Raw genomic sequence first — 25,746 nt, 5'->3', positions numbered from 1 at the left:
TTTATACTCCTTGTTTCATGCTGGCTTCAATAAAGGCATCTAAATCCCCATCCAGCACTTTTTGGGTATTTGATATTTCCACATTCGTTCTTAAATCTTTGATTCGACTTTGGTCCAATACATAGGAGCGGATTTGGTTACCCCAGCCCACATCTGTTTTGGCATCTTCTAACTTCTGTTGTTCCGCTTGACGCTTACGCATTTCTAATTCATACAATTTAGAACGCAACATCGCCATTGCTTCAGCCTTGTTTCTATGCTGTGAACGATCGTTTTGGCACTGAACCACAATACCTGTTGGTTGGTGTGTGATACGAACCGCAGAATCGGTTTTGTTAATATGCTGTCCACCTGCACCACTGGCACGGAACGTATCGATACGTAAATCAGCAGGATTAATTTCCACCTCGATCGAATCATCGATTTCAGGATAGACATAAATACTCGCAAAAGAAGTATGACGACCATTAGAGGAATCAAAAGGACTCTTTCTCACTAAACGATGCACGCCTGATTCCGTACGCAAAAAGCCGAAAGCGTAATCACCTTCTACTTTGATCGTTGCCGATTTAATACCTGCCACATCACCATCTGAGCATTCTAGCAATTCTGCTTTAAACCCTTTACGTTCACAATAACGCAAATACTGGCGTAACAACATAGATGCCCAATCTTGAGCCTCCGTGCCGCCAGCACCAGACTGAATATCAATAAAGCAATTACAAGGATCAGCAGGATTATTGAACATACGACGGAATTCAAACTCTTCAATAATTTTCTGGTATGAATCTAAATCTTGCTCAATCGCTTCTAAGGCACTATCGTCATCTTGAGAAATTTCAAATAATTCTTGAGCATCTTGAATATTCTGGTGCAACTGAGTCAACGTATCAATCACCGTAGATAATGACTTCTGTTCGCGTCCTAATTCTTGAGCTTTTTCAGGATGATTCCAAATATCGGGGTTTTCAAGTTCTAAATTCACTACTTTTAATCGGTCTGACTTCTGATCAAAGTCAAAGATACCCCCTAAGAGCTTGTTCACGTTCTGCATAATCAGATAAGCGTGAACCAATCGAATTTAAGCGTTCTGCTTCCATAATCTAAAAAAATATATAAAAACCTTAAATTTTAACATAAACACCTTACCTCCCAACCGTTTTTAGACCAAAGGATAGAGAACTTTTTTGCTTAAAAACTCAATCATTCAGCGTCCTTATCTAAATTGTGCACTCGCAAAAATAACGGCATTACCCTACCTTGCATTATTGGCTATCATATTTTTGCTTATTGGGTATTTCGTGGAAAAGCACACTAATTTTCATATCGCTAAGGCTGACATCGTATAATGAATCCAATACAATGTCAGCCAATGACAGGCGATGAATGAAGCCAATACCTCCCTATTCGCCTCGTTCTTAGCGGAATGAGGCTATTATCAAGGAATAAGATGAATGTTCAAAAAAATCCTTCTCCTACTGTGCTTATTGAGCAATCACATCGCTTTTTCTTTGACCCAACCCATAAATTCTCCTACCACCATGACCACTCATCAATCCTCCTTTCCTAGCATAGCAAATGCCCAATATCAGTCGTTTCAATTCAGTGCTGAGGATGGAAAACGACACTATCGCATCACCATGCTCATTCCTACCCAAACGCCTCCTAAAGCAGGATTCCCCGTATTCTACGCTTTAGATGGCAATGCTTTTTCCACGATTATTGAGCCAGCTAAATTAGAAACATTTATTCATCAAACACCCACCGTCATGGTGTTTATTGGCTATGAAACAGACAAACGCTTGGATACAGAAAGTCGGGCATTTGACTATACCCCTCCAGATCCTCAAGGCAACGTACTTATTGATCCTTTTTACCCCACTCGTAAAAATGGCGGTGCAGCTAGTTTTTTGCAATTATTCCAAACTAAAATTCGCCCTCTCGTTGAACAGCATGCACCTATCAATCCTCAAGAACAAACACTTTGGGGGCATTCCTATGGCGGACTATTTGTGCTTTATACATTGTTTACCACCCCATCCGCCTTTCAACACTATATAGCCGTCGATCCCTCTATTTGGTTGCATGATGGCCTGATTCTTTCCTATCAACAATCTTTTTTGAAAAAAGCCCTATCTTCGCCCATTTCATTATCACTCGAAAAAAGTGGTCTTACCCCTCAACAACCCACGCCAGATATGCAAGCGATTTCAGAACGTCGGCAGCTTTTGATCCAAGCCGTTCCTAGTTTAGAACGTATCAGCGAAATCTTATCAAAAAAACAGTATCTGAACGTTCATTATCGTTTTTATCCAGATGAGACGCATGGAAGCCTTTTTCGACGCTCTTTTCAAACATATCTCTCACACGAGTAACCATGTGCCAGTGGTACTAGCCAATCGTTAAAATTTTACCTATAATATACTGATTATTTATACAGTGCTTACAGGTAATCTATGAGTTTTTCTACGCCTATTCATGAGATGGGCGATACAGGCATTGATCTGAATCGAATCCTTATCCCCCATCCTCACAGTACATTCTTTATGAAAGTTAGCGGTCATCACATGCATCATCTTGGTATTTGCGATGGCGATTATTTGATCATTGATCGCAGTTTAAATCCCCAACCTGATCAGGCTGTCGTCATAGCCAACCATCAAGGCTTTATCGTCAGAAGATGGAACCGTGATCACGATATTATTAGCCTAGAATCTGATTTAGACTTTGATCCAAGTACTCCCTATATAGATGAATGCCGTATATGGGGCGTGGTGACTTATATCATTCACCAGCCACGCATTCGCACCACCCCCTCCATCTCTTCGCCTTTTTAGATATGAATACACCGATATTTGCTTTGATAGATGGCAATAATTTTTTTTGTAGCTGTGAACGTGTTTTTCAGCCTTTCTTAGAGAATAAACCGTTAGTCGTTCTCTCGAATAACGATGGTTGTGTCATTGCCCGCTCCCAAGAAGCCAAACGTCTCGGCATTAAAATGGGAGAGCCTTGGTTTCAAGTCAAAAAGCGTTTAGGTTCCCAAGCCCCAATTGCGCGTTCATCGAACTTTTCTCTATATTCCGATATGTCAAAACGTTTTATGGCTATCGCTCACACTTTTTCACCTCACCAAGAAATTTATTCGATTGACGAGTGTTTTTTAGAATGGAGCATCCACCCTAATCCCGAACAAGCCGCCCTAGAACTACACCATTGTATTTTAAAGCGTTGTGGTATTCCCACCAGTGTCGGTATCGCACCTACAAAAACCATGGCCAAACTTGCGAATCATCTTGGCAAACAATCCGCCTCCTCCATTTACAGTCTTCTTCATCTATCTGAACATGAATTAATCGAACTGTACAAAACCATTCCTGTTCAAGAAGTATGGGGAATTGGCAGTCGTCTTTCTAAAAAATTAAATATGCAACAAGTCAATACCGTTTACGACTTATATCAAATGCCTCCTAAACTCGCTCGCCAGCTATTTTCCATTAATCTGGCTCACATTATTGACGAACTACATGGACGCACGAGGATACCACTCAACACCCACCCTGACCCTCAACAACAACTGACCATCTCCAGAAACTTTGGATTTGCCGTCAAAGAACTGCATACACTAAAAGAAATCATCGCTAGTTTTTGCGATACCGCAGGCGAGAAACTCAGACAAAAGAAACTCACTGCTACTCAACTAACCCTTTTTATTGAAAGCAAGGAAGGACGACTTTATCATTTCAAAAAACTTGCCAATCTTAATGGTGATACGTTTTATTTAATCAAAACCGCCTTATCTTTATTGGATGAGATTTTTGTACCCAATCGTTTATATAAACGTGCAGGCATTCATTTCCAAACCGAATCTCCCGATCGTCAGCTTGATCTCTTTGAAAACAAGGAATACCAACCCTCTGCACTCATTCAGACTATCGACGCTATTAATGATCGTTTTGGAAAACAAAGCATTCACAGTGCCAGCATGGGCACTCACCACAAACGTTATTGGTACACCCAACAAAATTTTCTAAGCCCTAGATTTACCACAAATTGGTCAGAAGTACCGGTTGTCAAAGCGTGAAACATTTTGTCCACAAAGAACAACATCAACCATTATGCATAGATATCATTTTCATCATTTTTTGTTATAGAATATGCAATTTCACATCATAATACGTTGGTTTATATGAAAAAAATTCTTTCCTTCTTAACACTAACATTAGCCTTAACAGCCTACCCTATTGATGCAGACGAAGTTTTGACAACGAGTTCTGGTGAGCGACTCGAATACACTAAGTATCAAATTGATATTGAAGAACTAAAGCGTAAAGCTGATAATGGCGATGCTAAATCTCAAGTCAATTTAGCAGTCTTGTATGACAAAGGTCTAGGTGTCCCTCAAGACCACTCAAAAGCAGTGCACTATCTCCAACTAGCCGCCGATCAAGGTGACGCTATTGGGCAGTATAACTTAGGATACATGTATTATTTTGGGACAGACGGAAAACCAGACTTACCACAAGCTTTTAAATATCTAAAAATGTCCGCTGATCAAGGACACATTGATGCACAATTATTATTAGGCATTATGTATGATGACGAAGAAGACTATCTACAAGCTGCCAAATATTACCGCCTTGCTGCCGATCAAGGTGATGCAAAAGCACAAGACTTATTGGGTAATATGTATGACGAGGGATTAGGTATAAAACAAAATCTCCAGCAAGCTTTTAAATACTACAAACTCGCTGCTGATCAAAATCATGCTAGTGGACAATTTGACTTAGCACTTATGTACTACTATGGTCGAGGCGTGAAACAAGATTATCAACAAGCCTTTAAACATTTAAAACTTGCTGCTGATCAAGGCCATGCTCAAGCACAATTTAACCTAGCATCGCTGTATTACAATGGTGAAGGTGTACAACAAAATTATAAACAAGCCTTTAAATACTACAAACTCGCTGCTGATCAAGGTCATGATACTGCACCAGCCATATTGGGTGTCATGTATGAAGAAGGTCAAGGCGTTAAGCAAGACTATCAACAGGCCGTTAGCTACTACCAATTATCTGCCGATAAAGAAGTTGCTTTGGCAGAATTTAGATTAGGATTAATGTATCTATCTGGTAAAGGTGTCAAAAAAGATCAACATTTAGCCTATGAATATTTATATCGTGCCGCCTCTCAGGGGTATACTGAAGCACAGGTAATGTTAATAAAAACCTGGAACCAACGTAACCACTAACCTTTAAAAGGCGATAATATGAAAAAAATTCTTTCTTTTTTAACGCTAACACTAGCCTTAACAGCCTGCTCTATTCAGACAAAAGAAGCGTTGAAAACAAGTTCTAATCAGCCACCCGAATACACTAAGTATCAAATTGATATTGAAGAATTACAGCGTAAAGCTGATAATGGCGATGTTGATGCACAAGTCCACTTAGGCTACCTGTATGTAAAAGGATTAGGTGTAAAACAAGACTATCAGCAAGCCGCAAAATATTTTCGTCTTGGTGCCATACAAGGAGATACTACAGCTCAATTCAATTTGGGTTTGATGTATAAAAGAGGGTTGGGGGTTAAGCAAAATTATCAACAAGCTTTTAAATATTTTAAATTGGCTGCTGATCAAGGACATGAACGAGCACAAGCTACTTTACGTGAACTCAGTGCAAGAAAGTAATCAGTTAGTTCAACACAGTTATTGAAAAAACGGTCAACGCATCAAAATAAAGAGGAAAGCACATTATGTTATTTAGACTATCACTTATACTAGGCCTATTATCATTGCTAAGTGGTTGCAATGATCAAGACATTAAAAAATGTCAAGAGCTTAGTCAAGATCCTAATCAAAGAGCGTCCTCTGTTGCTTATTGTGAAAAAGCAGCTAACAAGGGAGACAGTAATGCTCAATACCTATTAGCAAAGATGTATGAACTCGGCGAAGGCGTTCCACAGAATGAGCAAGAAGCCGTGAAATATTACCGTCTCGCCGCCGATCAAGGAAATGATCAGGCCCAGCTTAATTTAAGCGTTTTGTACGCACAAGGTCGAGGCGTTCCACAAGATGACCAACAAGCCGTGAAATATTTACGCCTTGCTGCGGATCAAGGAAATGATCAGGCCCAGCTTAATTTAAGCGTTTTGTACGCACAAGGTCGAGGCGTTCCACAAGATGACCAACAAGCCGTGAAATATTTACGCCTTGCTGCGGATCAAGGTAATGCTTTTGCACAATTTAATTTAGGTGTGATGTACGCACAAGGTCAAGGTGTTCCGCAGAATGATCAGGAGGCCATTAAATATTATCGCCTCGCGGCTGATCAAGGAGTTAATCAAGCTCAATTTAATTTAGGATTTATGTATGAACACGGTCTTGGCGTTCAGCAAAATGACCAAGAAGCCGTTAAATATTACCATCTCGCCGCTGATCAAGGCGATGCCTATGCACAAGGCAGTTTAGGCTTTATGTACGCACAAGGTCGAGGGGTTCAACAAAACGACCAAGAAGCCGTTAAATATTATCGTCTCGCCGCTGATCAAGGCGATGCTTACGCACAATTTAATTTAGGTGTGATGTACGAACAAGGTCGAGGAGTTCAACAAAATGACCAAGAGGCCGTTAAATATTACCGCCTTGCTGCGGATCAAGGGGATGCACAGGCTCAACTCAATTTAGGTTTGATGTACGCACAAGGTAAAGGTGTTCCACAAGATGATCAGCAAGCTGCTAAATATTACCTTCTTGCTGCAGATCAAGGCAATGCTGAGGCACAAAGCAAGATAGCTATCATGTACGACGAAGGTCTCGGCGTTCAGCAAGATACACAACAAGCCATTAAATATTTCCGCCTTGCCGCTATTCAAGGAGATGCTCAAGCTCAACTCAATTTAGGTTTGATGTACTTACAAGGTAAAGGTGTTCCACAAGATGACCGACAAGCTGTTAATTCTTTCCGTCTTGCTGCGGATCAAGGTAATGCTTTCGCACAATTTAATTTAGGTTTGATGTACGTAGAAGGTAAAGGTGTTCCACAAGATACACAACAGGCCATTAAGTATTTCCACCTCGCCGCTGATCAAGGAGATATTTTCGCACAAAGCTATTTAGCTTTTATGTATGAGAATGGTCTCGGCGTTCAGCAAGATGAACAACAAGCCATTAAATATTTACGCCTCGCTGCTGACCAGGGAGAAGATCAGGCTCAATTTGCTTTAGGCTTGAAGTACCTACAAGGTCAAGGTGTTCCACAAGATGACCAACAAGCTGTGAAATATTTACGTCTTGCTGCGGATAAAGGCAATGCTTTGGCACAAAGCAGTTTAGGTTTTATGTACGAAAAGGGTCAAGGCGTTCCACAAGACTATCAACAAGCTGTTAAGTATTATCGCCTCGCGTCTGATCAAGGAGATGCTTTCGCACAAGGTAGTTTAGGTTTTATGTATGAAAACGGTCTAGGCGTTCAGCAAAATAAGCAAGAAGCCGTTAAATATTATCGACTTGCAGCTGCACAAGGATTCGAGCCAGCCAAACAAGCTTTACGCGATCTGGGTATCCATCCGTAAATCAAAGAAAGGTGTTCTGATGAGAAAACTACCCTTCTTCTTAGTTTTGACATTCAGACTTGCATGATTTACTACTTAAAATTCCGTTTTTTTAACCCTACAAGAATCCGTCAACTAAAGTTGGCGGATTATTTTTTATTCATACACAAAAGTATGGGAATAACAATACAAAACTTTAAGTTGTAAAGGACAATACTTTTAAATAAATGATGACAATATATTTTTATATTCACTGAATAAGCTTGATTTCATTAGTTTTTCATCGACAACACCGAATCCAAAAACGAAATTAACTTTTTCCTTTGTTCATCAGACAATGCCTGCCAATGCTGATCTAACCTCATTTTCAAATCATCACCACGAATAGGCAACGCCAACGTCTCCAAAGGCTGAGGGGAATAAGATTCAAACTGCGGTTCACAGTCCAAGAAAAACCAACTAATCGGCGTTTTTAAACAAGTGGCAATACTCACCAAATGAGATACATTAATTTTATTAGCCCCCCGTTCATAGCGTGATAACTGTTGCTGAGAAATCCCAATCATCTCAGATAAGCGATCTGCTGAATAACCTAACTCTCGTCTTCGTTGCTGAATTCGTTGCCCGATTGATTTATCTATATCCACGGCGACTAACTGAGCCATATCACACCTTAAATTACGCATATTTAGATATGATCTTTTATTTTTACTCTTGCATAAATTGTAATAAACGGGTATTATTTTTATTGTTACTCTTTTATTAATTCAACTAACTGATATTGCTGAATATAATCACAGTATTACGGGAGAGGTTGCTAAAAAGTTATCCTATAAATCTGACGTAAAAAATAAAAGTTATATGAATGATATAACTACCCATATCAAATCAGAACACTGATTTTTCCAAATAAAGTGAATGAACGAGGTCACTCATCAAAATAAAAAGGAAAGCACATTATGTTATTTAGACTATCACTTATACTAGGCCTATTATCATTGCTAAGTGGCTGTAATGATCAGGACATTAAAAAATGTCAAGAACTTAGTTCAGATCCACGCCTCGAACATTAATTTTTAAAATTTTAAAGTCAATAAATTTAAAAAAAGTTATACTCTCACAAGCATATGACATTAATACTTATTTTTGGATATTCAATATGAAAAAAACAATCCTCTTTTTCGCATTATTATGCATGCTATCCCCTTCTGCACAAGCCAGAAATGCTTATTGCTCAGATTTCAACACCCAAGCAGAAGCTCAAGCCTTTATGCGTAAATATAATGCGTATTATCTGGATCGTGACCGTGATGGCGAAGCATGCGAATGCTTGCCTGGCGGTAGTCAACATGGAAAACGTGTGTGTCAATCTAACACTCGTACACAAAAATCTACACATTAATATTTTCTAAAATTATGGGTAATAATTTTTTTATTGAAAATAGAGAGTTTATTATCAACTCTGTTTATTTTTTATTGGCTCTTTGGTTTGTTGTCAGTGTTTTTTTAATTGCAAAACTTGCTATTTATAAAAATTTAGATCAACACAATCCTTATATTTATGAAGCCATACCATCGGTATTTACCACCATTGGCGTTTTGGGTACATTTGTTGGGATATATTTTGGTCTCATCGATTTTAACGTTTATGATATTAACTCGAGTATTCCCACCCTATTAGAAGGCCTAAAACACGCTTTTTCCACCTCAATCGTAGGTATTGTACTATCGTTAATTTTTTCTAAAATATCGGAATTTGTTCTATTTCGTGTTGAAAAAAGAAACGCTGTCATACATGATGACAATTACGATCAAAAAATTATCGAAGAATTAAAAGAACTCAATGAGGTTCAACATAAAATTTTATCGACAATCAATGAAAGAGATACTCACATCGATGATGTCAAGGACTATTATCATGAAAGTATTCAGCTATTTAATCAAATCGTAGCCTCACAAAATCGACTAGAAAAATTACAGACGGAAGAAAATCAGATAATCACCAACACCCAAGAAATGATGGTTTCTCAACATCAAGAAACCATGGAAAAATCAACACAGTTTGAGTCTCGTTTCACTGAAGCAGTGCAAATCATTCATCAAATGGCTGAACATTACAAAGAACAGAATAAGTTAATTCAAGACATTGCCAGAGAGAAACAAGAGATACTATCTTTGTTCATGATTGAAATTAAGCAGAAGTTTGAAGAATTCTCAGAACTACTAAGCCAAAATAACACGGAAGCATTGGTCAGTGTCATGGAAAAAGTCACTGAAGAATTTAACCAGCAGATGAATACATTGATTAGTCGTCTCGTTCAAGAAAACTTTGAACAGCTTAACCACAGTGTTATGCAACTGAATCAATGGCAACAAGAAAACAAAGCAATGATCGCCTCATTAACGGAACAGTTTAATCAAGCCGCAACAGGACTTGACAGCAATCATAATACATTAAAAGAAATCACCCATCATACAGAAAAACTTGTTTCTGATGCAGGTTATTTACAAAAATTAATCAGTGAATTACAAAGAGTCATCATTGATGATAATAAGTTTGAAAAAATAAGCACAGACTTAAGCAATACCGCCGATCTCATTAAGAAAAACACGAATGCTTTTGATGAAACAACAAACAAATTAAACAAATGGGTTGAAAATCAAATGTACTTCTCTGATAGTGTGGAACGTCTTTTGAGCCGCTTAGAAGAAATCGACAAAATAAAAGACATCAATGAAATTTTCTGGAAAAACACCAAAGAACAAATGAATGAAGGTGTCAACCTCTTACATAATGCGAGTGAATCATTAGCAAAAGATTTGGATACACTCAACCAAACTTACCAAGATCAGCTCAATAACGTTTTGATGAGTCTAGACATGCTAATTCAACGTATTATCATCAATTATGACGGACAATATGAAAAGAATAAATAGACGTAGTTCGAAAGAAAATCATTGGGTTTCCTTTTCAGACATCATGACGGGTCTGATGGTCATTTTTATGTTTATTGCTATTTCTTATATTTCTCAAGCCAATAAAAACCACGAAGAACTCTATGTGACGTTGGATACTTTAAGAAAAAGCGAAGCAGAACAAAAACGTATTGTAGAACAATTGAAAAAAAGTGAAGAAGCACTAAAAAGAAGTCAAGAGCAACAAAAATTAATTTTTGAGAACTTCACAAATAGCAAACTATCGATTTATCAAGCCTTAAAGAATGAGTTCTCAGATGATATAGAAAAATGGCATATCGAACTAGGCGAAGATCTTTCGATTAAGTTTACCAATCCTGAGGTACTTTTCGATCTAGGAAAAACCACCATTAAACCGCATTTCAAAACAATATTAGATGATTTTCTGCCCCGCTATTTTAATATTATTCTATACCCCCAATATCGAGGAACGATTAGCGAAATTCGTATAGAAGGACATACCGATACCGTACCCGCATTGCGTTACGATAATGACCCATATATTGGAAACGTGATTTTGTCTCAACTACGTTCTACAGCCGTACTCAAATATTTCCATGAATCAGAATATTATCAAAGTTTATCGCCAGAACAACAGCAGCAACTTGCTTTTTTACTTACTGCAAATGGTCTATCTTATGGCAGAACACTAGATAGTAACAAAAAGCTTACGTACCTCACTGGCAAACCAATTAGTCCAGAACTATCTCGACGCGTAGAGTTTCGCATTATTACCAACAGTGCCAATGTAATTGAGAAAGTACTCCGTAAAATGGAATCAGAAAATGAAAAATATTGAACTTTATCAATTTAGCAAACTAGAACAATGGCTGAATAAACAAAACTTTCCACAATTATCTGATTACAATCAAATCACTGTTGATTTTGAAAAAGTTTATAAAAAAGGACGTATCTCTTTTGAAAGTCAAATTCGTCCAGATGAAGAAGGTATTTTTCTGCGTTATTTAGACAAAGAATATCCCGGCTTTATGTATATCAAAGAAGCTTTTATCAACTATGAAGGAAAATTTCAGTTTCCTAAATTTCATATTTACAAATGCAAGACGATTCAATCTTTTATCGATAAAGGAAATTTTCATCAACGATATGTATTTTCAACGAGTAATATTTGTGATCTCATCGATAAAACAACACATCAAGTATTCAAAAATGTTACATTAGAACTATGCCACTATTGTCGCACTTTTTCTGAAAACAGTAACTTCAAAGAAGTTAAAACAACTCAAGATTTTGTGGAATTACTAAAAAAATATAGCATTGACACTGAATTAAAAGTTGATGTCTTTGGTTATGTATTTAGATGGGATAAAGTTAGTCAAGCGTTCAGGGAGAGCGTAGATTATACATGCGCCAAATGTGGATTAAAACCTAATAATCCAAGGGATCGATATTTTTGGCATGTTGACCACATTGATGGAGACAAATTAAATAATCAAGCGAGTAATCTACAATGTTTATGTATCGCTTGTCATAGTAAGAAAGACAATGCTCACCGAAAACAATTCAGTACGTTAAGAATGCAAAAACTATTAGAAGATTTTGAAAAAATTTACCCAACTGCAAAAGAATGATCATTCATAAACATCATAAGCAGATTTATTAATCGGGTTCGATTAGATTACGATGTAAATTATCTCTTAATTATAATTTTTAAGCTATATCTATCTTTCATCAATCCTAAGGAAATAATATCTCTTACTTCGCCTGATTCTAAACTAATTACTATTTGTTTATTCGTGTTACTTGATTCACGAGCAGTTGTAAAGAAATTCTTTACAACTGAATTCAAAGATAACCCATTGTTTAAAATAGAATTATCCATGTACTAACTAATATCTTACTTAAAGGTGTTAAAAAATTTTATTGACTAATTTTGAATCTACTACTTTACCTAGTTTTAACTTATTGCTAGGTTTTATCTTATTTACCACTTTCAGTCATAATCAACCTTGACATCACCCCCCCCCAATTGTTACACCATAACAAATGTTATATAATAACAATCGCCAACATAATCAAGAATGAAATGACTACCCCACCTTCATGCCAAAGGGTTATTGAATCAAATCATCAGGAGATGTAGAGATGAAAAAAATATTTGCATTATGTGTAACCTTAGGAATTGCTTTGGTTACTTTAGCTTTTGCTAAGTTACCTAATTCATCAACGGATAAAGCCACGCAAGGAGCTGATGATAAGGCATTCACTTATTTATTATCATTAGATGATATTCATCAACAACCAGCTAAACAGCTGATTGACACGAATCGCCCTACTTTGGTGAAGTTATGGGCAAGTTGGTGTTCAAGCTGTTTATCCGAATTAGATGAAGTGGAGGCTTGGTCGAAAGATAAGCGTTTTAAAGCGATTAATTTTGTCACCGTTGTTTCTCCTTCTTTATATTCAGAAAAGAACAAAGATGATTTTACAAAATGGTTTTTAAGTTTGGATTATCCGCAAACTAAGGTATTATTAGATACCAAAGGCACGTTAAGTCGTACTTTGAATATCCGCGCTTATCCTTCTTGGGCTTTGTTCGATGAAAAAGGACATCTCGTTCGTGTGATCAAAGGCAGTATCAGTAAAGTGCAAGCATTGGCCCTCATTGACAACCCTCAAGCAGACTTAAAAAGCGTACAAGAGAAGGCAAACCGAGTGACTAAAAAAGAGGTAATCGATCCTATGTACCAAAAAACAATTTATTTAGCAGGTGGCTGTTTTTGGGGTGTTGAAGCATATTTTGAACGTATTGATGGTGTCATTGATGCCGTATCGGGTTATGCGAATGGTCGAACTGAAAACCCCAAATACGAAGATGTTATTTATCGCCATACGGGACATGCCGAAACGGTTAAGGTAACTTTTGATACCAGACGTTTGAGTTTGGCAGATATTTTGCAATATTATTTTCGCGTGATCGACCCCACCAGTTTGAACAAACAAGGTAATGATCGTGGTACGCAATACCGCACAGGGGTTTATTATACCGATGAGAAAGACAAGGCTGTTATCGATGCTGCTTTAGCCAACGAACAAAAGAAATATACCAAACCGTTAGTCGTTGAAAACTTACCATTACGTAATTTTTACTTGGCAGAAGACTATCATCAGGATTATCTGAAAAAGAATCCAAATGGTTATTGCCATATTGACATTAGTCTGGCTGATCGTCCTCTGGAACGTGGCACAAATATTGATAAACCTGTCCGTTTCTGGGAAACCTACGAAAAACCTAGTGATAATGAACTGCGTCAGCAGCTTAGCAATGAGCAATATCGCATCACCCAGAAAAATGGAACAGAATATGCTTTTAGCCATGCTTATGATCATTTATTCGAACCTGGTTTATATGTTGATATCGTCAGTGGCGAACCGTTGTTTACCTCCACAGACAAATATGATTCGGGTTGTGGTTGGCCTAGTTTTACACAACCCATTCAAGCTCAAGCTATTACTGAGCATGAAGATTTAAGCTATAACATGCGACGAATCGAAGTGCGTAGTCGTTATGCCGATTCTCATTTAGGTCATGTTTTTCCTGATGGACCTAGCGACAAAGGTGGCTTACGTTATTGTATTAATGGTGCTAGCCTCAGGTTCATTCCTTTAGAACAGATGGCGGCTGAAGGTTATGCAGAGTTTATCCCTTTGATCAAAAAACCTTAATATAACTTTAATACGTTTCGGTCAATCGCATAAAATCATCAGGATAAATGCGATTGACTTCCTATTTTTCGCAACACCTTGTTTCATGGGCATTATTGAACCGATAGGGATATATCCATATGATAAACGGATTGACAATTGAATCTTGATTCAACACTAGTTGATGCGAAGCTTATTCTTTACCCAACAACTCGGTGCCGTAACAACCAATTAATACGTTCCACAAAAGTTCAGTCGGCACTCTGATCTCTAACTTTCCTAAAGCTCTTTGCCGATGTAACTCAACCGTTCTAATCGAGATACCCAAACAATTTGCGATATCGCGATTCCCTTTTCCTTGGATAAGATGCAGACAGACTTCCTTTTCCCTTTCTGTCAACTCCTTCCACCCATCGTTGTAAGTAGAAATCAATCTTCTGATATATTTCATTTCTGCCACCTGTTTAAAAACTATTACAAAATGAAATTAATCATTTATTTCACCAATGGAAACCTTTGATTTCTTATTATTTTTGTTTCCCCCTATTTTTCATTTTAAATTAAAAATAAAAAAAGTAAAGATATTTTTTTATGCTTACAATCACTTTAAAGAATGTTTATTGTGTCATCGGACCAAGTATTAATCATATGATGAATACAAAACAAACAGCGTTCACGTCAATGGCACTTATTTGTAATATATGAACGAGTCATCCTACATTAAAGAAATACTAGTATTTCAATAGGAGACTGATATGCGTTTTCTTAATCACGAAGGTTGGGACTGATTTAATTTCAGGCATCGAACAGGCATCGTATAAAATGATCAAACACGTTATTTCAAAATTAAACAAATTCCCCTATAACGCTGACTTACTCCGTAATTGGATTCTCCTGTATCCATTTTTCAAGAACTCCTCTTCGCCGCTCATCTAACTGCGGCTTTAGAATATCAATGAGTTCATAAACCTTTTCTTTATCCTCTATCGCGGGAAACCACTCATCTAAAATAACAGAATTAGTTATACCATTATCTAAAACAGCTGTATAAAGACAATCCACCACTGCCCTTGCATGATTCGCTGCCCATACAGGTGTATTCTCGGGATCATAGCCCATTCGATGAAGAATATCTGTAGCGTCATAAATACCTCGATCCCCTAAATAAGGATTCGTATTTCGATGAGGTGGCTGCCCTTCGCCAAAAATATGACGATACTTATACTTAGGATTTAGATTTTTTTCATTGCAAAATACTGCAAATGAGTGCCAATCTCCTGTACCCTCTGGACTAATTATATTCAAAGCAACTATCCCTGATATATACAACTGCTTTGAAGTGGGCGGAAAATATAAAGTATGTTTAGGCATGATGTTCACCCTCCAACAGCATTTTACTGCTTTTTATCTCAAATTTAGTGTGACCGCGTTAAAACAAAACTATCATCAAATATTAAAAAAAGCTAACGGACCAGTGGCTATCTTGAAGTACGGTAAGCCTCAAGCTTATTTACTTCCTGCTCAATACTATGAAGCTTTGCTTAACTATTTAAAAGAGCTAGAGGATGCAAAACTAATCAATGAACGCTTAAAAGAACAGCCGATTGAAATCAGTCTTGATGAGTTGTGAACTAGCTTACTTTCAATCGAGAGCCAATCAATCTCATATGATGCACGAATCACAAGGCATTATTTATAACATTTAATCAATAACTAATCGAACATTAACTCACACTTGATACACGTTAACGTATCACCCTTTTTTCTGACTGTTACATCTGATATTGATTTCACTATATCACTGATTATTACAAAATGAACGTTATAATTACCGATATACCTAATTAATGGTAATTATAATGCTCAATAAAAGAAAATCACCTCTACTTTTTCCAAACAGCTTAACTGTTTTAAATTACGTTGACTCCATCATTGATTCTTGAAAAAATGAGCATTATAATTATCAATATCTCAAAACAATGGTAATTGTAATGTCCAACAAGAAAAAATCACCCGTGCTTTTTCCAAAATACCAAACCTCTTTAAACCAATTAGGAGAGAATATAAAGCTTGCTGCTAAAAGACGGAAAATCACACAAACACTTTTATCTCAGAGAACAGGAATCAGTCGCGTCACGATTAGAAAAATGATGCATGGCGACCCTGCTGTAGCCATTGGCTATTACGTCATGATACTTGGCGTGTTAGGCTTAGAACAGGACTTTAAATACGTGGCAAAAGATGATGAGTTAGGACGTAAATTACAGGATATTGCGTTGTTGAGAGGTAAGCAATCTTGACAAGATGATCTGATCAATATAAAACAACGGTATTAATCTATCATAGGGGAGTAATGAAAATGAGAGACGATAAAGCAACAACTAATGAAGGTAAAAATATAGAAACACAAAATCCAGAAAAAAAATTATTGCAAAAATTAGGTGACACTTTATTGTCTTATATTGAAAAGAATCCTATTAAATTTATACTTTCAGCTATTATTTTTATAGGATATCTGGTCATTTTTATATTTCAATATCAACATCAACTTCCTTTTGATGCGAATTTAAATGATATACCCTATGTTGCCTATGCAATTTTTACAATGGGTGCCCTTATAGTCATACCATACATTGCGTCACCACTTATATATGCACTGTTTCTTCGATCTATCACCTTACGCCTTAATGATGACAACTACAAGATTATTTCAATATCGATTTTAATTTGTAACTTAATTCTATTTTCTGTTTGCGTATTAGTATTACTTACCAAACTATGTTTTATCTCTATTCTTGCGACTATTGCCGTCTCTATTATTATAATCCTGTATTCATTCTCTTCTCTTATTTCACAACCATTTTATAAAGAGAAAGAGAAGTTCTCTATCCTAATATTGCTTAACCTAATTTTTCAACTTATTCTTCTATTCTTTTTCTCTTTCTTATTCATTTATAATTTAATAGATATGAGTAGAAGGTTATCAGAAAGCACTATAGATTTTCAAGCAATTATCATGGTTATTGGTGCCCTTGGCATAACTGCTTATTATACTCACAGTCTTGTTAAATATTATCGAGACAATCTTACTCAACTATGCCGATACTTATTCATGTTTTCCATAATCCCTATCTTAGTCTTGTTTATCTTTACTGGCTATATAGTGAAATTCCCTCAAATAGCATTAACAAACTTAGGTCTAGCATATAAACAATATGACACCATCATTGTCGATTTGAAGACTTGTGAAAGTATCAATCTACAAACCAACAACTCGTGTCAAGTTTATAAAGAAGTAGGTACATTGAAAAATGTTCTTATTGTTTCTGACATTGGAAGTACTGTTGTTATGAAAATAAATGGACAAGAAAAAGTGATATATCTTAAAAAAGATAACATCATATCAAGAACAGCCAAAATAGCTAACACTGATAATACGTCATCCACAGGTAAGGGAACTCAAAAAAACTGATTTTTCAAATAACGGAGGTAGATTAATGAGCGTTTTAGATTTGCCGATTGATGAACAACAAAAGTGTGCAAAGCTTTGTGGCTATGATTCATTAGAAGCATGGCAAGAGGATATGCGTGCAGAGCTTGAGGAAAATGCAAGATTGCGAGAAATGGAAGATGACTTGCCTACTAAAGCCGAGATTGCGGAACTAATTCATGACCTCAAAACAAACCCTAACGCACTGTATTTTTATCAACGGGTCAGCGGAGACTATGACCTCACCGCAGAGGAAGTTATCCGAGATTTAGAGAACGAAGAAACAATCGATTAAGAAGTCACTACTAGCCTAGTGGCTTTTTTCATATTGCCGATTAGATTCAGTCTAGTCGTTTTTTTTAATTGTGAACAAATTCTAGGACTAAACAAATCATCAGTTTATACTCCTCTCTCATCTTGTAATGCTACAATTAAACACGAAAAAACATTAGGAATTAATCCGTTGTAGTTTCCTCTCTCATCTCGTAATGCTACAATGACGCGACTCACAAGCCGTCAAAGATAGTAGTTGTAGTTTCCTCTCTCATCTCGTAATGCTACAATATCTTAAATGGGAGAAGCGGAATAAATTCGGTTGTAGTTTCCTCTCTCATCTCGTAATGCTACAATAAAAAAAATAGAGCGTGGAACGATACGAAGTTGTAGTTTCCTCTCTCATCTCGTAATGCTACAATAGACCTTTATAAAGAAGAAGAGCGGTTAAAGTTGTAGTTTCCTCTCTCATCTCGTAATGCTACAATCCATCGATATGAGGAAAACCCTTTTAAGCAGTTGTAGTTTCCTCTCTCATCTCGTAATGCTACAATCTAACGGTCAATACGAGACGACGACTGATTGTTGTAGTTTCCTCTCTCATCTCGTAATGCTACAATTTTAGGGCGGGTTTCATTGCCGCCAGTCCAGTTGTAGTTTCCTCTCTCATCTCGTAATGCTACAATTCTAGAGTTTTAAAGCCGTCCTCAGTTTGGGTTGTAGTTTCCTCTCTCATCTCGTAATGCTACAATTAAACGGCGTTCTGTTTAGAAACGAAGCCTGTTGTAGTTTCCTCTCTCATCTCGTAATGCTACAATCTACGTTAGTAGGGCGCACTTATACATTGCGTTGTAGTTTCCTCTCTCATCTCGTAATGCTACAATGAAAAAAGTAAAGAACAAACGGTAACGTTGGTTGTAGTTTCCTCTCTCATCTCGTAATGCTACAATAGATGGACAACTTCAGCAAGCGTAACGTGGGTTGTAGTTTCCTCTCTCATCTCGTAATGCTACAATGTAATCCGCCTATTAGATTGAGCAATTCTAGTTGTAGTTTCCTCTCTCATCTCGTAATGCTACAATTTATTTTCGTTACAATTGTTCTTATTTTCGGTTGTAGTTTCCTCTCTCATCTCGTAATGCTACAATTTATTAATCGTTCTTCTTTTGGTATATATTGTTGTAGTTTCCTCTCTCATCTCGTAATGCTACAATCCTCAACAACTGCGAGAGCATAATCGACTTGTTGTAGTTTCCTCTCTCATCTCGTAATGCTACAATCAAATTGTTTGCTTGACCATTGTAAATAAGGTTGTAGTTTCCTCTCTCATCTCGTAATGCTACAATCTTTGCGTAAATCCTTTACCAACCAGCTCAGTTGTAGTTTCCTCTCTCATCTCGTAATGCTACAATCACACCTGATAATCACTATTACACGTGCAAGTTGTAGTTTCCTCTCTCATCTCGTAATGCTACAATAATACAACATATAACCATATTATAGATAGTGTTGTAGTTTCCTCTCTCATCTCGTAATGCTACAATCACTATGTGCAAGGGTGGGGCGGGTGCAAGGTTGTAGTTTCCTCTCTCATCTCGTAATGCTACAATTCAACACGCTAGCCAAATCAAGCACAAAAAGTTGTAGTTTCCTCTCTCATCTCGTAATGCTACAATACCGCCTCTAAATTGCTGTAGTCCTGTCCGGTTGTAGTTTCCTCTCTCATCTCGTAATGCTACAATACCGACGGCTGTAATGCTTGATTTATCAGGCATTACAGCCATTTCATCAGTTCAAAAAAACTGTTTAAAACAATAATAATTGATTCATATTTACCTTTTTTTCTTGAACTTTTCCCTCCCCTAAAAGCAATAACATACTGGAAAATTGCTTTTCTGTGACTTCTAAACAACGTATAGATCCCTCTTTTGGCAGTGCTTTTTTTAATCGCATGTGGTGTTTTTGCAACGCTTCTCTTCCTCTAACAATCCTAGCATACACCGAGAGTTGCAACATTTGATAACCATCTTTGATTAAAAAATTTCTAAATTGACCAGCCGCTTTTCTTTTTTCTGCCGTTGTTACAGGCAAATCAAAAAACACTATCATTCTCATAAATCTTGTCTCACTCATATGCATGCTCTTTTAAACAAACCATTTCAGGCAATTTCAACAAAGAAGAATCTTTATGTATCATTGAAGCTTGAAAAGATTGAATGGTTTTATCAATTGCTGCTAATACATTGTAATTTTTATTATTTATTCTAATATCATAATTAAGAAGTTTGACAAGCTCATGTCTGTCTTGCACACTAAGCGAAAGGTTAATTTCTTCAGCAATCATTTTATGATATACCGCTAAATCCACCAGCTGTCTAAAAGGTTCAATAAAGTCATCTGCCAAATTAAACGCATTTAACTCACTACGATGATGAATACCTATAATAGACAAAAAACCATATTGAGTCAGTGATCTGGCAACAGCTGAGCGTAAAATCGTATATCCATAATTTAAATAAGCATTAACAGGATGTTCATTTTTCCTATTAAATCCTTCTTTAAATAACACTTTAAAATAAATACTAGCAGCCTGACTTTCTGCTAATTCTTTATCTCCTGATTTCACTTCATTGGCTAGTTTATTTAATCGATGAGCAGCAATATCATGTCCACTATAATCGAGTATCCAAGCTTGGTTCTTTATTTTTTGTTGAACAATTTTCTGCCAAAGTTGTTTTTTAAGAGGCTCACTCATTTTCAACTGCAAATTCAATATCTTCAAACTTCGATGGTATTGAGAAAAAGGTAACCATTGACCGCAAGGAAGAAATTGTTGATCACAAGTCAATAAGGTAATACCATACTCAGCAATTGCGGACAACAATGGTGCAGTAATAGTCACTTCTTTTGCCTCAATAAGTATGACGGCAACATCTTCTAAAGGCACTAAATAATTTTCTTTTTGCTGAATGTATAATTGTTGTTTCCAAAGCGATAATTTGGATGCTTGGTTAATCACGACACTTCGCCACATTTTATCTCCCTACCTCCATCGAGTAAGGTCCACTCTAGATCATCATAAATCACTAGAGTAACCATCCCCTACACCACCGTATGTAGTAATACGGTGGCTACCTTTCAAAGCTTCTAGTCACATACTCGAAGCTTGTTTTTATTTGTTTCTGTTTTTTATCGTGTTATTTCTTACGTTTTTTAGAAAAATCTTGTCGTTTTTCTTTTTTGCAAGGACGAATGATTTTACCTAGGACATCTACAGAATACTTTTCAAAAACTTTGAGCGTTTTAACCCCTATTCCAGATTGTTGTCCATTCTTACCAAAAGCACTAGATTTATCATGTGCCTTAACTGTGATGGCTCCTGTAGCTCTATCAAATCCAGCATTATACGCAAAATAAGTTATATTTTTATATGTCAACTTGATCAAATCATTAGGATATAACGAAAACTTAAAAGAAAAATCTTCCGTCATCTCGTCCCATTCCATTTCATCTTTTCCTTGCCTTACAGCCTTATTCGGCAAAATCCCTTTCGCGACTTGCCATGCATAAACGGGAACTAAATAATTCTTACCTTCTTTCGTAAATACATCGACACGTACCATAGTGGCATTATCAGCAATGCCATTACCTTCTCGAACAAGAACACCTGATTTTTGAATATTTTCTATGCGAACTGATTTTACCTGTGTAGTCGTGGCATTTCCTTTTCCATCCACCTTGTAAAAGGGTTGTTCAAAAGCTTTTACGGGGTCATCTTTAAATTGAGCTAATCTGTTTTTTAAAGCTTCATACAAAGCAGGTTCTCGATGAGGGTAACCCACTATTTTTTCGATATCTTTTGTTTTTAACTTCGTTAATGGCATTTTCGTCACGCTAAGTTGCTCATTCAATCTTTTTGCAGAACGAATGGTTTCTAAATGCCCCTGTCCCGTTACTTTTCTAGTAGGTGCACGCGAAACAAATAAAGGTGTCACTAAATCATGAATCGCTTCGGGTCTATCGGGTAGTTCTTTCGCCAGAGTTTCTCTAGGATTGTCATCAAAGACCCGAATCATGATATCTTGACGGAAAAATGGCCAAGGAGCAGGGAAATGAATTTTGATAACTTCCCCCGTTGTCTTATCAATCATTTCACCAACAAAAACATCCATCTCTTGGCGGCGCACAAAATCCGTAATTCTTTTTTGCATAGAGACCGTTGTGCAGGCCACAACAATCGCATCCAAAGCATGATGTCGATCGTTTTCTTCTCTGACTTTACTTAATCCCCAACGACCTCTCAACAAGCTGGTAATTTGGCCATTACTTGCAAAAACTCTACGTTTTCCTTTGCCCAATAACTGAACATTATCGCTTATAAAATTACATAAAAAACGGGCTACATACCTTGTGTCGTTGAGGTTACGCTCAATAAATCCTTCTTCATCTATTTTCTTAGCTAACAGTTTTTGTTTTTTGCCATAAGAAAAACGTGCATGTTGTACTCTCCCAACAAACTGTTGCCAACGTTCACTTTCATTCGCACCGTCTAACCACTCATAAGGCGTTTGGTTACGTTTATTTTGGTTTGCAGTGCCCAAGACCAGTACTTTATTATTCAAACTGTCGTCCCATGTACGTGAGAAAGGAAGTGCATGATCGACTTCTACATACCCCTTTTCAAGCAGTCTATTTAAATCAATGGGTGTACCTGTATACAAACATTTACCATGTTGTTGTTCATATAATCTGAATTTCAAAATATCCATTGCTTTAGGTTCACCTACAAAATTAGAGAAACACTCTTTAAACCTTGCAACAGCTCGTTCTTTCTCTTTACGATTTTCTTCTTGTCGTTTCTCAATTTCTCTTCTATCTTTATATGACTTACCTACTTCTCTACCCGTTTCAATATGAATACGCAGTGGAGAACCATATCGTCGAATAATTTCATTAATGACTTTTCGTGATTGAGTTAACGTTCTCAATACCACAGGATTACGAATCTCATCCGCTGGTATTTGAGGCAACAACAAGTTACTTTCTTGTTTTTTATAACCATAGTGGTCGCCATACACTGCTTTACAAGCCTCATCATAGCGTTGGCCTTTTTCCATCAAAGGCAAAATCTTACGCAAAGCAAGTAATGATAATTGAATAAATTCATCAAAATTCAATTCCGTTAATAACACTTGTAAAGCATTCTCAGATAACTTACCAGTTAACTGCTTCGTAATATCTTCATCTGTTTTATATAATGAAAAGGCAGTGCCAATATCATCTAATAGATCGGGTTGACAGCTAATTTTTTGCCATTCATCTTTTAAATCCGCTTTTTCTAATGCTTTACGAATTTGATGAAAGGCTTTCATTTCCATCAAAGTTTCTTTGCTTTCAACCTCCTTATTTGTCTGTTGATAACCGTAACGCAACCCTTTGAATTTTGCGATTTCAGATAAATCTAATAATGTGCGTACTTGAGCATAAGTTAGTTTTGCTTTTTTATATGGCTCATCAATAAGTTTTTGACGTTCAACATCAGTTAAAGCACGTTCTTCACCACTATCTTGAATGCGCAAATTATTTAACTTCGTCAACCAAACAAAACGTTCCGCTGAATAAGTATGCTTAGCTGCTTTATATTGATCAATTTCATAAATACACTTACCCAGCATTTTGAGTATTGCCTCACCTTGCAATGCTCCTCGTTGTTTCATCAATAACTCATCGACTTTTTGTTCAAATTCTATTGATGTCCATGGGTTTCCAAATGCTCTTTGTTTTTCAAATAATAAGTGTAGTTCTTCCTGTAAATCCAATCGACTAAAAGTATGTGAATAATCACCTCCCTTATTACGCACATGACCACTTTCAACGGCTAGTTTATTGAGAGCCAACTCAGCAGCTGTCCGATACTTTTTCGATTGTAGTTCATCGTGATTAGCTTGGACACCAGCCAACAATCTACCTAATTCTTTGTCGTTGATTTCATTTTTTCGTTGTGATAAATAACCTCGATGCTTCACCAAATGTAGTAATACGGCCGCCCATTCTTTAGGGGCAAGCGAACGTTCCAATCCTAATACGCGTAGTTGCCAAGGATTAATCGGTAAATCCTTAATCAAGCCATGTTCATCAAAATCTTGCTTCGTTAATAAGCCAATTCTTTTTAAGTAGCGACGTAACCTTAACAAACGAAAAGCACGCCTTCTAATTCTTCTACGCATACGCGCGCATCACGTCTTGCCTTAGCTAAAGATTCACCTGTTTTAGGGACTTCAGCACGTTCAAACGTACGTACCCCACAATCTAGCAATCCTATTGGCTCTTCGTTTTCATTAACAGACACCAACGCCCAACCAACAGAGGCAATACCTAAATCCAAACCTAAAATATAACGATACTTGTTCATATATTTTTCCAATTCATCAATCTTCATGCCATCGCCTCCATTTTCATGACATCAATAAAATCATTTAGTAAGCTTGAAATATAAAAATATCGCCTTTTTATTAACCAATTGATTTACCTAAAAATTATTGCAATCAGATCATCTATTTCGGTTACTGCGACTTTTTAATCAATCTATTAAAATCAATCATATCACACTATATAGTTTAAACTACAAAGATTTACGGATTGACTTTAAAAATAAATCTTTGTTATAATGATCGTATTGTTGCATTACGAGATGAGAGCCGTTGCTACAATAAGGAATCCGTAAGGAATACCGTGACGTTCTACCCCTATTTGATTTATCATTTAGGGGTATCGTCTTATTTACTCCCTCTTTTTTTAGTGTTTATCAAGATTAATTTAAAAAATCTTGCTTATTTTCACCTCAATCGTACTTAATCAGATTTTCTCTCGCTATTTCAGATAGTTGTGCTTATACAAAAATCTTGCTTAACAAGAGGTAAATCGTGCTTATTTTTACCTCTATCGTGCTTAATAAGATTTAATCTCGATATTTTCATGCAGTTACAGCAATATAAAAATCTTGCTTAACGAGGGATAAATCTTGCTTATTTTCAATTAAGCTATTACTTTAAACTTAAACTAGTATCTGTATCTATAAATCTCTATCTATAAAACAAATTCCATTTTACTTTAACTTTAAATTACTCTATTAACTAAAATACGAAATCAATAAGGCAGGAATACTAAAGTTGTCTTAGTTTATGTTGATTATCTTTAAATTTAATAGTGTACTCTCTCACAACTTTTAATATTACTCTGCTTTTCTATCTAAACAATTTATATGATAAAAAAATTTTTCAAGTCTTTACAGTTGTACAACATCTTGATTAATCATATATTCTTTAAACTTCAACTAGTATCTATGCCTAATAAAAGAAATCTTGCTTAATTCAAGTTTAAAGGATTAGAGCAAAAGACCGTAACCAGATAAGATAAGGATATCCTCTCGTTTATTTTAAATACGCTAATACTTTTTGAAGACATGAAGCTAAATCAATGGCTGTACCTGTATACAAACAGTTCATAAAAACAAAAAACCCCCGTTGCTGTGAGCAACGAGGGTTTGTGTATAGAGAGCCTGACGATGACCTACTTTCACAGATGTCCATCCACTATCATCGGCGCTAAGGTGTTTCACGGTCCTGTTCGGGATGGGAAGGCGTGGGACCACCTTGCTATGGTCGTCAGGCAAAAGCCTGTGAGTGTCTTTAACACTTAGGAAGAAGCACAAATCTTCTAGGATTCAGTAATGAAGAGAATTGGGATAGATGAGCTTAATTCATTGTTACGGCACGTTGAACATATAACCA

The 25,746-nt window shown here is 36.5% G+C and carries 23 protein-coding genes, 1 rRNA gene and 1 CRISPR repeat array; of the genes, 15 read left to right on the top strand and 9 right to left on the bottom strand.

Features of this window, described 5'->3' with window-relative positions:
• Position 1: 1 nt before the first annotated feature.
• Positions 2 to 1,100, bottom strand: a protein-coding gene (gene prfB / locus IX83_RS03005) for a peptide chain release factor 2 (protein WP_143244809.1) whose coding sequence is annotated in 2 segments (ribosomal slippage) — positions 2 to 1,018 and positions 1,020 to 1,100 — 1,098 coding nt in all. Because the reading frame shifts where the segments join, the coding sequence is not laid out codon by codon here.
• A 387-nt stretch (positions 1,101 to 1,487) separates the two neighbouring features.
• Between prfB and IX83_RS03000 the strand changes: the two genes are divergently transcribed.
• The 6 genes from IX83_RS03000 to IX83_RS02975 all read left to right on the top strand — a co-directional run bounded on the left by IX83_RS03000 (position 1,488) and on the right by IX83_RS02975 (position 7,572).
• Positions 1,488 to 2,375 (top strand): alpha/beta hydrolase, encoded by an 888-nt coding sequence (locus IX83_RS03000; RefSeq protein WP_158332740.1) that lies wholly within the window; start codon positions 1,488 to 1,490, stop codon positions 2,373 to 2,375.
• Positions 2,376 to 2,456: 81 nt separating this feature from the next.
• The gene (locus IX83_RS08960) at positions 2,457 to 2,837 is read left to right on the top strand and encodes a LexA family protein (protein WP_143244810.1); all 381 of its coding nucleotides are present in this window, start codon (positions 2,457 to 2,459) and stop codon (positions 2,835 to 2,837) included.
• A gap of 2 nt (positions 2,838 to 2,839) precedes the next feature.
• Positions 2,840 to 4,084, top strand: coding sequence for a Y-family DNA polymerase (locus tag IX83_RS02990; RefSeq protein WP_051919158.1), 1,245 nt, complete (start codon positions 2,840 to 2,842; stop codon positions 4,082 to 4,084).
• 105 nt (positions 4,085 to 4,189) lie between these two features.
• On the top strand, positions 4,190 to 5,251 hold the full coding sequence (locus tag IX83_RS02985) for an SEL1-like repeat protein (protein ID WP_051919156.1): 1,062 nt from the start codon (positions 4,190 to 4,192) through the stop codon (positions 5,249 to 5,251).
• Positions 5,252 to 5,269: 18 nt separating this feature from the next.
• Positions 5,270 to 5,689, top strand: coding sequence for a lipoprotein (locus IX83_RS02980; protein WP_051919153.1), 420 nt, complete (start codon positions 5,270 to 5,272; stop codon positions 5,687 to 5,689).
• Positions 5,690 to 5,754: 65 nt separating this feature from the next.
• Positions 5,755 to 7,572, top strand: coding sequence for an SEL1-like repeat protein (locus tag IX83_RS02975; protein WP_051919150.1), 1,818 nt, complete (start codon positions 5,755 to 5,757; stop codon positions 7,570 to 7,572).
• Positions 7,573 to 7,823: 251 nt separating this feature from the next.
• Here IX83_RS02975 and IX83_RS02970 read toward each other — a convergent pair whose 3' ends face one another.
• Complete coding sequence (locus IX83_RS02970; protein ID WP_038499033.1) at positions 7,824 to 8,216, bottom strand: helix-turn-helix domain-containing protein; 393 nt, start codon at positions 8,214 to 8,216, stop codon at positions 7,824 to 7,826.
• Between the two features lie 494 nt (positions 8,217 to 8,710).
• On the opposite strand from IX83_RS02970, the gene IX83_RS02965 reads away from it, so the two are divergent.
• The 5 genes from IX83_RS02965 to msrAB all read left to right on the top strand — a co-directional run bounded on the left by IX83_RS02965 (position 8,711) and on the right by msrAB (position 14,214).
• Entirely contained in the window at positions 8,711 to 8,953 is a 243-nt protein-coding gene (locus IX83_RS02965; RefSeq protein WP_038499030.1) for an excalibur calcium-binding domain-containing protein, read from the top strand.
• A gap of 14 nt (positions 8,954 to 8,967) precedes the next feature.
• Complete coding sequence (locus IX83_RS02960; protein WP_038499028.1) at positions 8,968 to 10,488, top strand: hypothetical protein; 1,521 nt, start codon at positions 8,968 to 8,970, stop codon at positions 10,486 to 10,488.
• A complete protein-coding gene (locus IX83_RS02955) occupies positions 10,472 to 11,326 on the top strand; it encodes an OmpA/MotB family protein (protein ID WP_051919147.1) in 855 nt (284 codons plus the stop codon). Before IX83_RS02960 ends, IX83_RS02955 begins: the two co-directional genes overlap by 17 nt.
• Positions 11,313 to 12,119: an HNH endonuclease gene (locus IX83_RS02950; protein WP_038499025.1), complete on the top strand. Its 807-nt coding sequence runs from the start codon at positions 11,313 to 11,315 to the stop codon at positions 12,117 to 12,119. Before IX83_RS02955 ends, IX83_RS02950 begins: the two co-directional genes overlap by 14 nt.
• 514 nt (positions 12,120 to 12,633) lie before the next feature.
• Complete coding sequence (msrAB, locus tag IX83_RS02945) at positions 12,634 to 14,214, top strand: bifunctional peptide-methionine (S)-S-oxide reductase MsrA/peptide-methionine (R)-S-oxide reductase MsrB (protein WP_038499022.1); 1,581 nt, start codon at positions 12,634 to 12,636, stop codon at positions 14,212 to 14,214.
• 172 nt (positions 14,215 to 14,386) lie between these two features.
• Here the strand turns inward: msrAB and IX83_RS02940 are convergent, their stop codons facing one another.
• Both IX83_RS02940 and IX83_RS02935 read right to left on the bottom strand, forming a co-directional pair.
• Positions 14,387 to 14,644, bottom strand: a complete 258-nt coding sequence (locus IX83_RS02940) for a LuxR C-terminal-related transcriptional regulator (protein ID WP_051919140.1) — start codon at positions 14,642 to 14,644, stop codon at positions 14,387 to 14,389.
• Between the two features lie 422 nt (positions 14,645 to 15,066).
• Complete coding sequence (locus IX83_RS02935; protein ID WP_038499019.1) at positions 15,067 to 15,564, bottom strand: hypothetical protein; 498 nt, start codon at positions 15,562 to 15,564, stop codon at positions 15,067 to 15,069.
• Between IX83_RS02935 and IX83_RS02930 the strand changes: the two genes are divergently transcribed.
• From IX83_RS02930 to IX83_RS02915, 4 genes are all read left to right on the top strand, one after another.
• Positions 15,563 to 15,823 carry a type II toxin-antitoxin system Phd/YefM family antitoxin gene (locus IX83_RS02930; RefSeq protein WP_201770257.1) on the top strand — a complete coding sequence of 87 codons (261 nt, stop codon included), beginning with the start codon at positions 15,563 to 15,565 and terminating at the stop codon, positions 15,821 to 15,823. The two genes, IX83_RS02935 and IX83_RS02930, sit on opposite strands and share 2 nt — an antisense overlap.
• Before the next feature lie 361 nt (positions 15,824 to 16,184).
• Positions 16,185 to 16,493, top strand: coding sequence for a helix-turn-helix domain-containing protein (locus tag IX83_RS02925; protein WP_143244811.1), 309 nt, complete (start codon positions 16,185 to 16,187; stop codon positions 16,491 to 16,493).
• A 59-nt stretch (positions 16,494 to 16,552) separates the two neighbouring features.
• On the top strand, positions 16,553 to 17,665 hold the full coding sequence (locus IX83_RS02920; RefSeq protein ID WP_143244812.1) for a hypothetical protein: 1,113 nt from the start codon (positions 16,553 to 16,555) through the stop codon (positions 17,663 to 17,665).
• A gap of 25 nt (positions 17,666 to 17,690) precedes the next feature.
• Positions 17,691 to 17,978, top strand: a complete 288-nt coding sequence (locus tag IX83_RS02915) for a hypothetical protein (RefSeq protein ID WP_038499011.1) — start codon at positions 17,691 to 17,693, stop codon at positions 17,976 to 17,978.
• A gap of 101 nt (positions 17,979 to 18,079) precedes the next feature.
• A CRISPR array of direct repeats spans positions 18,080 to 19,698; the repeat unit is 36 nt; unit sequence GTTGTAGTTTCCTCTCTCATCTCGTAATGCTACAAT.
• Between the two features lie 64 nt (positions 19,699 to 19,762).
• Here IX83_RS02915 and cas2 read toward each other — a convergent pair.
• The 5 genes from cas2 to rrf form a co-directional block, all read right to left on the bottom strand.
• Positions 19,763 to 20,089: a CRISPR-associated endonuclease Cas2 gene (gene cas2 / locus IX83_RS02910; protein ID WP_038499007.1), complete on the bottom strand. Its 327-nt coding sequence runs from the start codon at positions 20,087 to 20,089 to the stop codon at positions 19,763 to 19,765.
• Positions 20,082 to 20,990, bottom strand: coding sequence for a type II CRISPR-associated endonuclease Cas1 (gene cas1, locus IX83_RS02905; protein WP_038499005.1), 909 nt, complete (start codon positions 20,988 to 20,990; stop codon positions 20,082 to 20,084). The genes cas2 and cas1 overlap by 8 nt, the downstream gene beginning before the upstream one ends.
• Positions 20,991 to 21,153: 163 nt before the next feature.
• Positions 21,154 to 24,183 carry a type II CRISPR RNA-guided endonuclease Cas9 gene (cas9, locus tag IX83_RS02900; protein WP_201770256.1) on the bottom strand — a complete coding sequence of 1,010 codons (3,030 nt, stop codon included), beginning with the start codon at positions 24,181 to 24,183 and terminating at the stop codon, positions 21,154 to 21,156.
• On the bottom strand, positions 24,144 to 24,395 hold the full coding sequence (locus IX83_RS09055; RefSeq protein WP_201770255.1) for a hypothetical protein: 252 nt from the start codon (positions 24,393 to 24,395) through the stop codon (positions 24,144 to 24,146). Before IX83_RS09055 ends, cas9 begins: the two co-directional genes overlap by 40 nt.
• 1,117 nt (positions 24,396 to 25,512) lie before the next feature.
• Positions 25,513 to 25,625: ribosomal RNA gene (gene rrf, locus IX83_RS02895) — 5S ribosomal RNA — on the bottom strand.
• Between the last annotated feature and the right edge of the window lie 121 nt (positions 25,626 to 25,746).

Source organism: Basilea psittacipulmonis DSM 24701 (assembly GCF_000743945.1).
GTDB classification, from domain to species: domain Bacteria; phylum Pseudomonadota; class Gammaproteobacteria; order Burkholderiales; family Burkholderiaceae_B; genus Basilea; species Basilea psittacipulmonis.
Note: the sequence above shows the minus strand (reverse complement) of the source record. Positions and strands in the feature narration are given on the sequence as shown.